Origin of the sequence: Streptococcus sp. 27098_8_12, assembly GCF_041432115.1 — a bacterium.
Taxonomy (GTDB): Bacteria; Bacillota; Bacilli; order Lactobacillales; family Streptococcaceae; genus Streptococcus; species Streptococcus parasanguinis_V.
Map to the genome: position 1 here is coordinate 58319 of NZ_JAPVZA010000002.1, position 13403 is coordinate 71721.

Consider the following 13403-nt stretch of genomic DNA (forward strand, 5'->3'; position numbering starts at 1 on the left):
ATCCCTAACCTGTATGATATAATGGAATTTATGAATAACGGGAGACATTTACACAAACAACTAAAACACAGCCTCTTGTCCCTCCTTGTAGGAGTCTTGACATTAGGTCCTATCTCTACTGCTTTTGCGGACGATATCTATCAGCAAGAAGATGTCATGAAAATCGCAGCCGATGCTGGACTGGTATTGGATGATTTTTACAAGCCTAAGGCCGACATCGTCATCGATGCCAATACTGGAGCCATCCTATACGGAGACAATATCGACACGGTCCGGGACTCAGGCAGCATGGCCAAGCTCATGAGTGCCTATGTGGTCTTTCGGGCTCTCAAAGAAGGTAAGATCAAATACGATACCGTGGTCACAGCAACAGAGGCTGATCAAGCTATTTCAGAAAACAATTTGTTAAGTAACTCACCTATTGTAGCTGGTGTGGACTATAAGGTATCTGAATTGATCAAGATGCTCTTTGTCCCATCTTCTAGCGCAGCTGTGATTATGCTCGCAAACGCTGTTACGGACAATGATCCCGATAAGTTTTTGGACTTAATGAATCAGTACGCACAAGAAATGGGGATGAGCCATACCAAATGGCACAATCCAAATGGGGCAATGATTTCGGTCCTTCAGGGCTACTACAATCCTCAGCGCTACGATGTCAATGCCAATAACGAAATTACAGCGCGAGACATGTCTATTCTGGCTTATCACATTGTAAACGACCTGCCAGAAATGCTGGAATACACCAAGCAAGCTCACACCACCATCATGGAAGGAACCCCTTACGAGCAAAGCTACGATAATTACAACACTTCCCTCGAAGGTGGAAAGTTCGCCCTCAAAGGAACAGATGGACTCAAGACCGGATCCAGCCCGACTGCTGACTACAACTACACCGCGACTACCAAGCGGGGTAAACAACGGATTATCGAAGTGATTTTGGGGGTTGGGAACTACGATGTCGAGATCGCCGAAAGCTACCGCAATCAAATCGGGAATACCTTGGCTGAGAAAATGTTCGCAGACTACCAGTATAAAAAAATCCTCTCTGCAGGCGATCATACCATCGACGGGAAGACCATTCACTTGAAGCAAGACTTCTATGCGACCGTTAAGAAGGGGACGAAGCCAGCGCTAAAACTAGAAAATAACCGCCTAGTCGTCCAGAACGGCTTGCAACAGGTATCTCCAAGTATTAAAGCGGGAATGGCCGTGAGCGATTCTAAAGCAACAAACTCTAGCAGTAAAAGCAAGGGACTAGATGCCATGTGGCTCTTCTGCTTCTTGCCTGCCGGAATTTTATACCTGATCTTTAAACAAACCGATCCAAAAAGAAGAAAATAGGAAAAGAACTCCCATTACCATAAGGTATGGGAGTTCTTGGTTTGTCGACAAAGCCATCTTAGAAACTTTCCTTAGGTGAGTACGGACGTCAGCGAACTTCGAAGAAGTTCCATGACTTAGTTTTGAGCCTAAGGTCTCAAAACTCCCGAGTGCCTGAAACAATTGTTTTCAGGCACTTTTCTCACGGCGGAAAGTTCCTAAGTATTTTTTAATGAGCCTTAAAAAGTATCTAATTTTAATTTTTTAGGCATCCATTAGTTTGTTTGATGTAAAAAATCAGTTTGTCTACATTATCTGTGAATGACAGATATTGATTTAGTCTAAACCTTGAACATAGGCATCTACTGCTACGATGGCTTGGGCAATATCAGAAGCCTTCACCTCAAATGGCATTTGATGGATGGTTTCTCCTTCGATGGTGGCTTGTTGACCAACTTTGAGAAGATCTTCATAACTTGCAGTTTCAAGATGCATTTCTTTCAGAGTTGTTGGCATACCGATTTGTTGATAGAAACGAATGTATTTATTCAATTCTTCCTTCGGACGGTTTTCCAAGAACAATTGAACGAGCGTTCCGTAGGCTACTTTTTCACCGTGAGTTAAATGGTGGATGTCCCCAGTAAGGGCTGTAAAGCCATTATGGATGGCATGGGCAGCAGCTAATCCCCCACTTTCAAATCCAATACCACTGAGAAGGGTATTAGCTTCAATAATGTTTTCAAGAGCAGGTGTTACAACTTTGGCTTCACAAGCAGCCATGGCTTGAAGACCGTCTGCAAATAAGGTTTCTTCACAACGTTGTGCAATGGCGACACCCGCTAAGGTTTGTCGTTGACCCAACATGGTTTTTCCATTCGCTTGCATCACCGCACGCGCTTCTACCCAAGTCGCTAATCCATCTGCGATACCAGAGGCGAGCAAACGTTTTGGTGCTTGAGAGATCACTTTGCTATCCACCAAGACCAATTCTGGGTTCTTAGAATAGAAGATATAGCGCTCAAAGGCACCCTCATCCGTATAGATAACCGACAAGGCGGAAACGGGAGCATCTGTAGAGGCGATGGTCGGAGCAATCACAACTGGTGATTTTAGAAGATCAGCAATAGCTTTTGCACTATCGATGGTCTTTCCTCCACCAAGTCCAATGACCAAATCACAGCCATTTTCTTCTGCCAGACTAACCACACGATTGATTTCGTTGTCAGAAGCTTCTCCATTGAAGAAGACTGGCAAAACCGTGAGCCCATTTTGACCAAGGTATTCTTCAAAACGCTTCCCTACGATATCATAGACCACTGAATCACATAGCAAAACAGGGTGATTCCCTAATTCTGAAATAGATTGTGCATTTTCAAATAAGGCATTCTCACCTTGAATGTAACGTGACGGACTTGCAAAATTTCTCATAGTCTGCTCCTTTAAAATTTATTTAGTTCACACCTATAGTAGCATTTATTTCTATGAAATTCAAAGAATTATACAAGGCACCACTCAATTAAATTTATCTGTTCACGCAGTTATTGGAAGCGCTTCGTTTTTATTTGATGAATCTTATTATCAAAAATCCCCAAAGCTAGTTTCAGTAGGTTGAAACTTGACTTTGGGGATTTTTATTTTTTTACAAGTATTGAGAAAATCAATCAATGGCTTAACTGAAGTCGAGACTACTTCCTTTGATCAACGAAACGAGTATCACGAAATTGAACTCGCCCTAAAAGCGTCGAGAAAAAGAGAGATTGCCTGGTGGGCATGGCCCACATGGTCAATCTCCTATTTTCTTCTCGCTTTTTTTACGGGCTTAGTATCTTGATTTACCAAATGATCACACGATCTTCTGGTGCGCGCCACATGCCGTCGCCTTCTTTGACATCAAAGGTTTCAAAGAATTCGTCAAAGTTTGGTAATTGGACATTGGTGCGGAGTTTTCCTGGTGCGTGGACATCGACACTTGCGAGGAGTTGCATGTACTCTGTCCGAGCTTTCATGCGCCAGATACGAGCAAAATTAGTGAAGAATTCTTCTGCTGAGAAGTCTGCTTCTTTCTTCGCTGCTTCAAGGGCTGCAGCGATACCACCTAGGTCTGCTACGTTTTCAGAAACGGTCAATTTCCCGTTAATCTTGGCACCGTAAGAGTCTTGCCCTTCAAACTGATCGATGACCTTTTGCGTGCGAGCGGTAAAGGCTTCGTAATCTTCTGGCTTCCACCAGTCTTTCAAGCTACCGTGCTCGTCAAAGGAAGCGCCATTGGTATCAAAGGCGTGGGAGATTTCATGGGCAATGACTGCACCGATTCCACCGTAGTTAGCTGATGACGATTGATGAAGGTCATAGAAAGGTGCTTGCAAAATCGCTGCTGGGAAGACGATTTGGTTTTGTTGCGGATCATAGTAGGCATTGACCATATTAGCTGGCATGTGCCATTCGCTCCGATCGACTGGTTGGTTCCACTTGCTCCAAGTATGGGCAATGGAAATTTCGTAAAGGGCTTGAGCATTTTCAACCAAGGTCTTGCTTTCGTCGATGATCTTTTTGGCGTATGTTTCTGGTAATTTTTCAGGGTAGCCGATATGTGGTGTGATGACATTGAGTTTGACAATGGCTTTTTCACGAGTTTCAGGAGCGAGCCAGTCTGCTTTTTCTAAGCGCTCCTTGTAGACGTCAATCATGGTCGCTACTTTATGCTCTACATCTGCTTTTGCTTCTGGTGAAAATTTTTCTCCCGCATACCAGAGTCCAAGCGCTTGGCTATATGGTACTTCTGCTAATGACAAGGCCGCCTTTTCTTTTGGACGAGGTTCTGGAACACCTGCAATCGTACGACTATATTCACCAGCCAAGACACGGATTTCTTCGGTCAAGAATAAAGTCCAATCTACGGCTGCACCGAGTTTCAATCTTGCATGAATAGTTTCCCAGTTGGCTGCTGAATAGAATGTTGGTGCGAATTCCTTCCAGAAACGCTCTTCTGGAACGATGATTTTATCCGGAGTTTGTCCGATCACTTCTGTAAAGAAAGTATCGAGTGGCAATTCTGGAACCAAGGCCTTGAAATCTGCCCACTCATAAGGATGGTAGAGTTTGTTGTACTCGGATCTTTCTTCATTTGACAAGATATATTTGGCCAATTCTGCATCCGACGCAATGACCTTATCCAGGATATCTTTGATTTCTGCCTCTGAGAATTCAAATTTAGGTAAGAGTTTTTCCATCATTTGGCGCCAGATAGCCAGCAATTCTGGTCCTTTTTCGTTGCCTTCTTCATAGTAGGTCGTATCTGGCAAGATATGAGCCGGCGCTTCTCCCCACAAGACATTCATTTGAGCATTCATATAGTCTGGTGACACGCTAAATGGCATGAGATTTGGTTTGCCAGCTAGTTCATAGGTACCCAACTTGCTGGTATAGTCTTCAAAAGAAGACAGAGCCTTAATTTCATTGATCAAAGGCATAGCTGGAGCGACACCGGCTGCTTCTCGCGCATCAAAATCTGCCACCATTTTGTGGTATTTGACGAAGTTTTGCAGAATGCTGTCTTCAGGCAGCTCTTCTCCCCGTTGCCATTTTCCAGTGATATCCAACATCAAGTTTTCGATATCTTGGATCAAGTCCATAAAACCACCAGTTGACGGTTTGTCATCAGGAATCACAGCTGTCTCAGCCCATTCCCCATTGACGTAATCATAAAAATCATCTTGTAAACGTACCATGATCTTCTCGCTTTCATTCTTTTGTAATAACCTTATCAAAAATAGGAACTTTTTTCAATGATTTCAAGAGATTTAAGTTGAATTATTTTAAAAATTAACTTGACTTAACTTTTTATTCGTGTATAATTATTTCAAAAATTAACTTGACTTAATTTTTTTATTCATGTATATTAATGGTAAAGGAGCAAAATCATGATTCAAATTGAACATCTCAGTGTTGCTTACCAGCAAACACTGGCCTTGGAGGATCTTTCCCTCACCATCCAGGGTCCAACCATCCTAGGCATTCTTGGCCCCAATGGGGCTGGAAAATCAACCCTAATCAAGGCCATGCTAGGACTTCTCCCTCATGCGGGAAAGGTCCAGCTCGATCAAAAAGATCTCAGCCAAGTTCTTCAACGGGTGGCCTACGTCGAACAGAAATCCGCTATTGATTTCCACTTTCCCATCACGGTGAGAGAGTGCATCTCACTGGGTCTTTATCCCCACCTTTCTATCTTCAAGAGAAAAAGCAAAGAAGATCTCCAAAAAGTGGAAAATGCCTTGAAACTTGTCAATCTTCTTGATCTAGCGGATCGCCAGATCGGCCAGCTTTCAGGAGGGCAATTCCAACGGGTGCTGATCGCCCGCTGCTTGGTCCAAGAAGCGGATGTCATTTTTTTGGATGAGCCCTTCGCAGGGATTGACTCTGTCAGCGAAGACATCATCATGCAGACCCTCCAGACCTTGAAACAAGAAGGCAAGACCATTCTGATCGTCCATCACGACCTCAGCAAGGTCCCAGCTTATTTCGACCAGGTCCTCCTCCTTCATCGTAAACTGATTGCATTTGGGAAAACAGAGGAAACCTTTACCAAAGAAAATCTGCATGCAGCCTATGGGCATGAACTCTTTATAGGAGGTGGCGTCGGATGATTACAGAATTTATCGATGGATTACAGCAATTCCACTTCTTACAGAATGCCCTGATCACAGCCATCGCCATCGGGATTGTCGCTGGAGCCGTTGGATGCTTCATTATTTTAAGAGGCATGTCTCTCATGGGAGACGCTATCTCACACGCAGTTCTTCCTGGTGTGGCTCTCTCCTTTATCCTGGGCATCAATTTCTTTATTGGCGCTATTGTCTTTGGCCTCCTGGCGTCCGTCCTTATCACCTATATCAAGAGCAACTCCATCATCAAGAGCGACACTGCAATTGGGATTACCTTTTCTTCTTTCCTCGCCTTAGGAGTCATCCTGATTGGAGTCGCTAAAAGTTCCACCGACCTTTTCCACATCCTCTTTGGGAATATCTTGGCCGTCCAAGACCGGGATATGTGGATAACCATCGGTGTTGGTGCTGCGGTCTTGCTGGTGATTGTCCTACTCTTTCGACCCTTACTGCTCACATCTTTTGATCCTGTTCTGGCTCAATCCATGGGCGTCCGGGTCAAGGTCTATCACTACCTCCTTATGGTGCTCTTGACCTTGGTTTCTGTCACTGCTATGCAGAGTGTCGGAACCATTCTCATCGTCGCCATGCTCATTACACCCGCTGCGACGGCCTATCTCTATACCAATAGTCTCTGGTCCATGATGCTCCTTTCATCCGGATTAGGTGCTCTTGCATCCATCCTGGGACTCTTTATTGGCTATAGCTTAAACATCGCCGTCGGGTCTTGTATTGTCCTCACTTCTGCTGTCTTCTTTCTCATCAGCTTCTTTATCGCTCCTAAGCAGAGAAAGAATAAGCACGCTCTTTCATCTCATTAAAGGAGAAAACCATGAAAAAATTCACTTCTATCCTCGCCCTCTTTGTGGCGCTCTTATTTGGTCTGTTGGCCTGTAGCAAAGGCTCTTCTTCTGGAGCTTCTGATAAATTGAAAGTGGTCACCACCAACTCCATCCTTGCAGATATCACCAAAAATATAGCTGGGGATAAGATCGAGCTGCACAGTATCGTTCCTGTCGGCAAAGATCCTCACGAGTACGAACCGCTTCCAGAAGATGTCAAAAAGACTTCGCAAGCAGACCTCATCTTCTACAACGGGATCAACCTCGAAACCGGTGGCAATGCTTGGTTTACTAAATTGGTCAAAAATGCCAATAAAGTTGAAAACAAAGACTATTTCGCAGCTAGCGACGGAGTCGACGTCATCTACTTGGAAGGCCAAAACCAAGCTGGAAAAGAAGACCCTCACGCTTGGCTCAATCTCGAAAACGGGATCCTCTACGCTAAAAACATTGCCAAACAATTGATCGCAAAAGATCCCAAAAACAAGGACTTCTACGAAAAAAATCTAGCTGCCTATACTGAAAAACTCAGCAAGCTCGACCAAGAAGCCAAACAAAAATTCAACAATATCCCAGAAGAGAAGAAGATGATTGTAACCAGCGAAGGCTGCTTCAAATACTTCTCCAAAGCCTACGGCGTCCCATCCGCCTATATCTGGGAAATCAATACGGAAGAAGAAGGCACACCTGACCAAATCAAAACGCTGGTAGAAAAGCTCCGGCAAACCAAGGTGCCTGCCCTCTTTGTTGAATCTAGCGTCGATGAACGTCCTATGAAAACTGTGTCTAAAGATACCAATATCCCGATCTATGCAAAGATCTTCACTGACTCGATTGCCAAAGGAGGAGAAAAGGGCGATAGCTACTACAGCATGATGAAGTGGAACTTAGACAAGATCGCAGAAGGATTGAGTCAGTAGACCATTCAGATTTCTAAACAAATCAGTGGTCCCTCCACCGGTATTGCGGTACAATAAAAACAAAAAAGGAGTCTTTTTATGGCAACATTTTTAGGAAACCCTGTGACCTTTACCGGATCTCAACTTCAAGTAGGGGAAATGGCCCATGATTTTTCATTGATCACTCCAGCTCTTGAGAAGAAATCTTTAGCTGATTTCGCTGGCAAGAAAAAAGTCCTCAGCATCATCCCATCTATTGACACTGGTATCTGTTCCACTCAAACACGTCACTTCAATCAAACCTTATCGGATATGGAAGACACTGTCGTCTTGACGGTCTCTGTCGACCTTCCTTTTGCTCAAGGTAAATGGTGCGCTGCTGAAGGGCTCGACAATGCCATCATGCTCTCAGACTACTACGACCATTCCTTCGGGAAAGCATACGGCCTCTTGATCAATGAATGGCACCTACTTGCGCGTGCTGTCTTGGTCTTAGATGCGGATAACAAGGTTACTTACGTTGAATACCTAGAAAATATCAACAGCGAACCAAATTACGACGCTGCAATCGAAGCCGTCAATGCGCTTGGATAAATGAAAAAAGAGGTCTGCGACCTCTTTTCCATTGCTATAAAATCCGATGAAGCCCATTCTGTAGGAGGACGCGCCAGCGTAAGCGAGGGATGCCTCTGAGGAAACTCCGCACGCGCTGTGCCACTTGTTGCTTGTAGCTCTTGCCTCCTTGTGCAAAGACTCCTTTTCGACTCCAGTAGCCTTCGACACTGCGATCATTTTTAGGGGCTAGATAGCGAACATCTTGCTGATAGAGGACATGCTTGCGAAAGGCTGGATCCCAAGCTTTGACGGGGTCAATATCTAAGTCCTTATGGGTCCGTCCCCTAGCCAGCCCGTAGTTAAAACTAGCCCCATTGACAATGCCATTTTCAGAAACTTCTACTGGATCGACTTCATTGAGAAAACGCCCGGCTTGATCGAGAATATACTCCGTATGGAAATTTAACAAGACCTTGAAATTGACTTGTTGGGAGGTCCCTGATGGATAATGAAGGTGACCATCTGGCCCTAGGGAGACCTTATTGTGAAGGCGAGCAGCCGCATAAGCATCCACCGTGACCGCTCTAGCCTCCTGTAGGTAAGCTTGTAAGGCCTCCTCGTCAGTCTGTCCAGCTCTGGCCTCATGCGTCCGAATCCACTGGGCTTGGTAACTTGAAAGTAGGTAGCGTAACTGGTGAACCTGGCGTTTCAAGAGCTGATCTCCCGACTGATCTGCTAAGGGATCCTTTTCAAAGGCGATTTGCACGACGTGTGAAAAAGCCTTCCAAAAGTCGGAACCTGGCGGACAATCTGGAGCCATCCTACTCAGAAGAAAGGCTGTTTCTTCACAAGTTCCGGACAGGTCACTTGGCATAAGAAGAATTTTCATGACTCCCCTCAGCAAGTCTTGGGCAGCCGTTTCCGTTAGATCTTTGATCTCTTGAAACCACATATTTTGAAACAGAGGACTGGCAAAGAAAAAGACAGACTGGTATTGTTCTTGGTAGGCTTGTGGATCTTTCAATCCCTGCAAGTGCTTCTCTAGATAGGCTAAACTACTCTCTCTCCAGCCTAATCTCACTAATTCCCGTCTGTTCATAGTGCCGTCCTTTCTATGCTTCTATACTACCATCTTTTGGAGCTTGAGACAATTCTCATTACTCCACTAGCGTTTTTGAGGAGATTTTTGATATACTAGAAGTGAGCGAAGAAAAGAGGAAAGCATGACACCAAACAAAGAAGATTACCTCAAGTGCATTTATGAAATTGGCACAGAAGTAGAAAAAATTAGCAACAAGGAAATCGCGAGTCGCATGCAGGTCTCTCCACCCGCTGTGACCGAGATGATTAAGCGCATGATCTCAGAGGGTCTCTTGGTGAAGGATAAGACCCATGGGTATCTACTAACGGATCTAGGATCGCAGTTGGTCTCTGATCTCTACCGCAAGCACCGCTTGATCGAAGTATTTCTGCTGAAAAATCTTGGCTACACAACTGAAGAAGTCCATGAAGAGGCAGAAGTTCTCGAGCATACCGTTTCTGAACATTTCATCGACCGGCTGGATCACATGCTTGGAAATCCTAAGACCTGCCCTCATGGTGGGACAATTCCAAAGAAAGGTGAAAGGCTTGTCGAAGCCTACCAAGACCGTCTTAGTGAAACGACTGAGCCTGGTCTGTATATTCTGCAAAGAGTCTATGACACCTATGAATTGCTAAAATTCTTAGACCAGATCCATCTCCAAATTGGTGATACCATCGCGTTTCAACGGTACGATGACTACACAGGACTCTATCACTTAGTTATCCATGAACAAGAAATTTCTATCAACCAAGTGATCGCCCAACAACTCTATATTGAAAAACATGCAGTCTAACCCGACTGCATGTTTTCTTACTTATGGATTTTTTGTATCTAGTAAAATCGTCACCGGACCATCATTGATCAATTCAATCGCCATATCGGCTCCAAAGATCCCTCGTTTGACAGGGACTTCTTTTTCTAATTGATCATTAAAGGCATCATATAACTGACTGGCCATCTCTGGCTTGGCAGCCCCTATAAAAGCAGGACGGTTGCCTTTTTTTGTCTCCGCAAAGAGGGTAAATTGAGAGATCGACAAGATTTCTCCTTGAATATCTTTGACCGAAAGATTCATCTTATCTTCCTCATCTGAGAAAATACGCATCTGCGATACCTTTCGAACCGCATAATCTAAATCTTTCTGATCGTCATCTGGACCGACACCTACTAGGAGCAGCAAGCCTTGCTGGATCGCATTGTAGACTTGACCATCAATGGAAACCGAGGCACTCTTGACCCGTTGAATCACTAATTTCATTTTATTATCCTATTTTATAAATCTATCGAGCATTCACTGCTAACCTTGAAAGAACGTCAACCACAGACGACGAGCTAACCAAGCAATAAAAGAGTTCTGAACATATCCTAGCTTCTTCAAAGAAAATCGACATCAAACAAGGCAGTGAGACGCAGGTATATTATCTAAAAATCAAAGGCTGTTCAGTTGCTTTTAGTGCGAGGCAGCGAGACGAAGACAGTACTGAAGTACGGCAAGGCGAGCTAACGAAGCAATAAAAGAGTTCTGAGCACATCCTAGCTTCTTCAAAGAAAATCGACATCAGACAAGGCAGTGAGACGCAGGCATACTATCTGAAAAGTAAAGGCTGTTCAGTTGCTTTTAGTGCGAGGCAGCGAGACAAAGACAGTACTTAAGTACGGCGAGGCGAGCTAACGAAGCAATAAAAGATAACTGAGCAGCCGATTAGCCGTTGGTACGCTTAACAGAGTACACCTCCGGCACACTCTTAATCTTATCCACAACTGTTGTCAACATAGACAGGTTTGGAATCCCAAAGGAAATGTGGATATTGGCAAATTTCATGTCTTTGGTTGGTTGGGCATTGACGGTTGAGACCATCTTAGCTGTATTGGAGAGGACTTGTAGTACATCGTTCAGAAGTCCGGCACGGTTGAGTCCGTAAATATCGATGTGAGCAATGTAGTCCTTGGTCGTATTGTTATCTTCCCATTCTACATCGATCAAGCGTTGCTCGTAGTTGTCTTGGGCACGTAGGTTCATACAGTCCTGACGGTGAATCGCAACACCGCGTCCTTTGGTGATGTAGCCGACGATTTCATCACCTGGAACTGGATTACAGCACTTAGCAATCCGAATCAAGAGCCCAGAAGCGCCTTGGATAACCACGCCACCTTCGTGACGGACCTTCAAGGTGTCTTTTTTATTTTCAACCTTGACCTCGCCACCTTTGACTAGCTCTTCTGCTTCTGCGCGTGCCTTAGCCCGTTCTTCTTCCCGGCGTTCATCCTCCGTCAAGCGGTTAAAGATGGTAATAGCTCCGATCTCTCCAAAACCAATCGCCGCAAACAAGGCTTCTTCTGTCTTGTAACTTGATTTTTGTAGCACTTTGTCCATGTGCTTTTTGTCCATGAACTTATTGGCTACCAAGTCATGCTCGTGGAATTGGGCCATCAAGAGGTCCCGACCACGGTTAATAGATAATTCCTTGTCTTGATTTTTAAAGAACTGACGAATCTTGTTGCGCGCCTTGCTAGTTTTAACAAGGGTCAGCCAGTCACGGCTTGGACCAAAGGAGTTGGCATTGGTGATAATCTCCACCTGATCTCCCGTCCGAAGTTTGGTATTAAGAGGCACCATCCGGCCATTGACCTTGGCACCAATCGCTTTTTCCCCAACCTTGGTGTGGATTTCATAGGCAAAATCGATCGGTCCGGAATCTTTCGGAAGCGAGCGTACGGTTCCATCTGGTGTGAAGACGTAAATCTCTTCTGCCAAGATGTCTTCTTTTACATTTTCAACAAATTCTTTGGCATCGCCTGACTGGTCTTGGAGTTCCATCATCTCCTTGATCCAGTTCATCCCAATAGCAGATTCCTTGCTGTTGACTTGACCCTTGATGCCTTTTTTATAGGCCCAGTGAGCCGCAACCCCATACTCAGCAACTTCGTGCATTTCCTTGGTTCGGATCTGGAATTCAATCGGTCCTTTAGGGCCATATACAGTCGTATGGATAGACTGATAGCCATTGGCCTTCCGGTTGGCAATATAGTCCTTAAAACGCCCCGGCATTGGCTTCCAGAGCTCATGGATGTAGCCTAGCATAGCATAAACATCACTTGGAGTATCCAAAATACAGCGGATGGCAATCAAGTCATAGATTTCATCAAAGCGTTTCTTCTTATCCTGCATCTTGCGATAGATCGAATAGATATGCTTTGGTCGACCATAAATTTTCCCATGCAGATGGCGTTCCCCAGCATAGGTCTCAATCTTGTGGACAACCTCTTCGACCAACTCTTCTCGCTCGCGACGTTTTTCCTTCATCATATGCGAAATCTTGTAGAATTCGACTTCATTCAGATAACGGAAGGACAAATCCTCAAGCTCCCACTTGACGCTGGAAATCCCGAGACGGTGGGCTAGCGGTGCATAGATCTCCATGGTCTCACGCGAAATGCGCTCTTGTTTATCCTTGCGCAAATGCTTGAGGGTACGCATATTATGCAAGCGGTCTGCCAATTTGACCAAAATGACACGGATATCTTGAGACATGGCCATGAGCATCTTGCGATGGTTTTCCGCCAACTGCTCTTCATGGGACTTGTACTTGACCTTCCCGAGCTTGGTCACCCCATCGACAATCACGCGCACATCATGACCAAATTCGCGCTCTAAATCATCTAAAGTCGCATCCGTATCTTCCACGACATCATGCAAAAAGCCACAGGCGACCGTCACAGCATCCAGTTTCAGCTTGGCAAGGATTCCTGCTACTTGAATTGGGTGGATGATATAAGGCTCGCCAGACTGACGGAATTGCCCATTATGGCAATCAACCGCGTAGACCAAAGCCTTTTGCACAAAAGCAACATCTTCAGGTGATAAATATTTTTTTGTAAGGGCAATGACTTGGTCCCCTGTTAAATTCTCTTCTTTCGGCATGTATTTTCTCCAGTTTCTTGGATACTATTTTAACACTTTTAGCAGCAGATGGGAACCAATGAAGCTACTTTAATATACGGATACTTCTCGAAGATCATTCTGGGATCCACCTTGCTT

At 44.7% G+C, this 13403-nt stretch carries 11 protein-coding genes; 6 read left to right on the plus strand and 5 right to left on the minus strand.

What is annotated here, in order from left to right; genetic code table 11:
• Positions 1 to 21 precede the first annotated feature (21 nt).
• Positions 22 to 1344: a DUF1958 domain-containing protein gene (locus O3629_RS01065; protein WP_371608584.1), complete on the plus strand. Its 1323-nt coding sequence runs from the start codon at positions 22 to 24 to the stop codon at positions 1342 to 1344.
• Between the two features lie 315 nt (positions 1345 to 1659).
• Here the strand turns inward: O3629_RS01065 and O3629_RS01070 are convergent, their stop codons facing one another.
• Both O3629_RS01070 and O3629_RS01075 read right to left on the minus strand, forming a co-directional pair.
• Positions 1660 to 2751 carry a glycerol dehydrogenase gene (locus O3629_RS01070; RefSeq protein ID WP_031574902.1) on the minus strand — a complete coding sequence of 364 codons (1092 nt, stop codon included), beginning with the start codon at positions 2749 to 2751 and terminating at the stop codon, positions 1660 to 1662.
• Between the two features lie 404 nt (positions 2752 to 3155).
• Positions 3156 to 5051: a M13 family metallopeptidase gene (locus tag O3629_RS01075; RefSeq protein ID WP_371608585.1), complete on the minus strand. Its 1896-nt coding sequence runs from the start codon at positions 5049 to 5051 to the stop codon at positions 3156 to 3158.
• Between the two features lie 192 nt (positions 5052 to 5243).
• Between O3629_RS01075 and O3629_RS01080 the strand changes: the two genes are divergently transcribed.
• The 4 genes from O3629_RS01080 to tpx all read left to right on the plus strand — a co-directional run bounded on the left by O3629_RS01080 (position 5244) and on the right by tpx (position 8319).
• The gene (locus O3629_RS01080; RefSeq protein ID WP_023919584.1) at positions 5244 to 5966 is read left to right on the plus strand and encodes a metal ABC transporter ATP-binding protein; all 723 of its coding nucleotides are present in this window, start codon (positions 5244 to 5246) and stop codon (positions 5964 to 5966) included.
• Complete coding sequence (locus O3629_RS01085) at positions 5963 to 6805, plus strand: metal ABC transporter permease (RefSeq protein WP_003004302.1); 843 nt, start codon at positions 5963 to 5965, stop codon at positions 6803 to 6805. Before O3629_RS01080 ends, O3629_RS01085 begins: the two co-directional genes overlap by 4 nt.
• 11 nt (positions 6806 to 6816) lie before the next feature.
• Positions 6817 to 7746, plus strand: a complete 930-nt coding sequence (gene fimA, locus O3629_RS01090; RefSeq protein WP_371608586.1) for a metal ABC transporter substrate-binding lipoprotein/fibrin-binding adhesin FimA — start codon at positions 6817 to 6819, stop codon at positions 7744 to 7746.
• 78 nt (positions 7747 to 7824) lie between these two features.
• The gene (gene tpx, locus O3629_RS01095) at positions 7825 to 8319 is read left to right on the plus strand and encodes a thiol peroxidase (protein ID WP_049491046.1); all 495 of its coding nucleotides are present in this window, start codon (positions 7825 to 7827) and stop codon (positions 8317 to 8319) included.
• Between the two features lie 34 nt (positions 8320 to 8353).
• Here the strand turns inward: tpx and O3629_RS01100 are convergent, their stop codons facing one another.
• Positions 8354 to 9379, minus strand: coding sequence for a DUF3114 domain-containing protein (locus tag O3629_RS01100; protein WP_061455732.1), 1026 nt, complete (start codon positions 9377 to 9379; stop codon positions 8354 to 8356).
• A 124-nt stretch (positions 9380 to 9503) separates the two neighbouring features.
• On the opposite strand from O3629_RS01100, the gene O3629_RS01105 reads away from it, so the two are divergent.
• Complete coding sequence (locus O3629_RS01105; protein WP_371608587.1) at positions 9504 to 10157, plus strand: metal-dependent transcriptional regulator; 654 nt, start codon at positions 9504 to 9506, stop codon at positions 10155 to 10157.
• 21 nt (positions 10158 to 10178) lie between these two features.
• On the opposite strand, the gene dtd is transcribed toward O3629_RS01105, so the two are convergent.
• Together dtd and O3629_RS01115 are read right to left on the minus strand one after the other, a co-directional pair.
• Complete coding sequence (dtd, locus tag O3629_RS01110; RefSeq protein ID WP_151379110.1) at positions 10179 to 10622, minus strand: D-aminoacyl-tRNA deacylase; 444 nt, start codon at positions 10620 to 10622, stop codon at positions 10179 to 10181.
• Positions 10623 to 11066: 444 nt separating this feature from the next.
• Positions 11067 to 13286 carry a bifunctional (p)ppGpp synthetase/guanosine-3',5'-bis(diphosphate) 3'-pyrophosphohydrolase gene (locus tag O3629_RS01115; protein WP_371608588.1) on the minus strand — a complete coding sequence of 740 codons (2220 nt, stop codon included), beginning with the start codon at positions 13284 to 13286 and terminating at the stop codon, positions 11067 to 11069.
• Positions 13287 to 13403 lie beyond the last annotated feature (117 nt).

Coding starts and splice junctions, on each gene's coding strand:
- O3629_RS01065 (WP_371608584.1), top strand. CDS start 22: ATGGAATTTATGAATAACGGGAGACATTTACACAAACAACTAAAACAC.
- O3629_RS01070 (WP_031574902.1), bottom strand. CDS start 2,751: ATGAGAAATTTTGCAAGTCCGTCACGTTACATTCAAGGTGAGAATGCC.
- O3629_RS01075 (WP_371608585.1), bottom strand. CDS start 5,051: ATGGTACGTTTACAAGATGATTTTTATGATTACGTCAATGGGGAATGG.
- O3629_RS01080 (WP_023919584.1), top strand. CDS start 5,244: ATGATTCAAATTGAACATCTCAGTGTTGCTTACCAGCAAACACTGGCC.
- O3629_RS01085 (WP_003004302.1), top strand. CDS start 5,963: ATGATTACAGAATTTATCGATGGATTACAGCAATTCCACTTCTTACAG.
- fimA (WP_371608586.1), top strand. CDS start 6,817: ATGAAAAAATTCACTTCTATCCTCGCCCTCTTTGTGGCGCTCTTATTT.
- tpx (WP_049491046.1), top strand. CDS start 7,825: ATGGCAACATTTTTAGGAAACCCTGTGACCTTTACCGGATCTCAACTT.
- O3629_RS01100 (WP_061455732.1), bottom strand. CDS start 9,379: ATGAACAGACGGGAATTAGTGAGATTAGGCTGGAGAGAGAGTAGTTTA.
- O3629_RS01105 (WP_371608587.1), top strand. CDS start 9,504: ATGACACCAAACAAAGAAGATTACCTCAAGTGCATTTATGAAATTGGC.
- dtd (WP_151379110.1), bottom strand. CDS start 10,622: ATGAAATTAGTGATTCAACGGGTCAAGAGTGCCTCGGTTTCCATTGAT.
- O3629_RS01115 (WP_371608588.1), bottom strand. CDS start 13,286: ATGCCGAAAGAAGAGAATTTAACAGGGGACCAAGTCATTGCCCTTACA.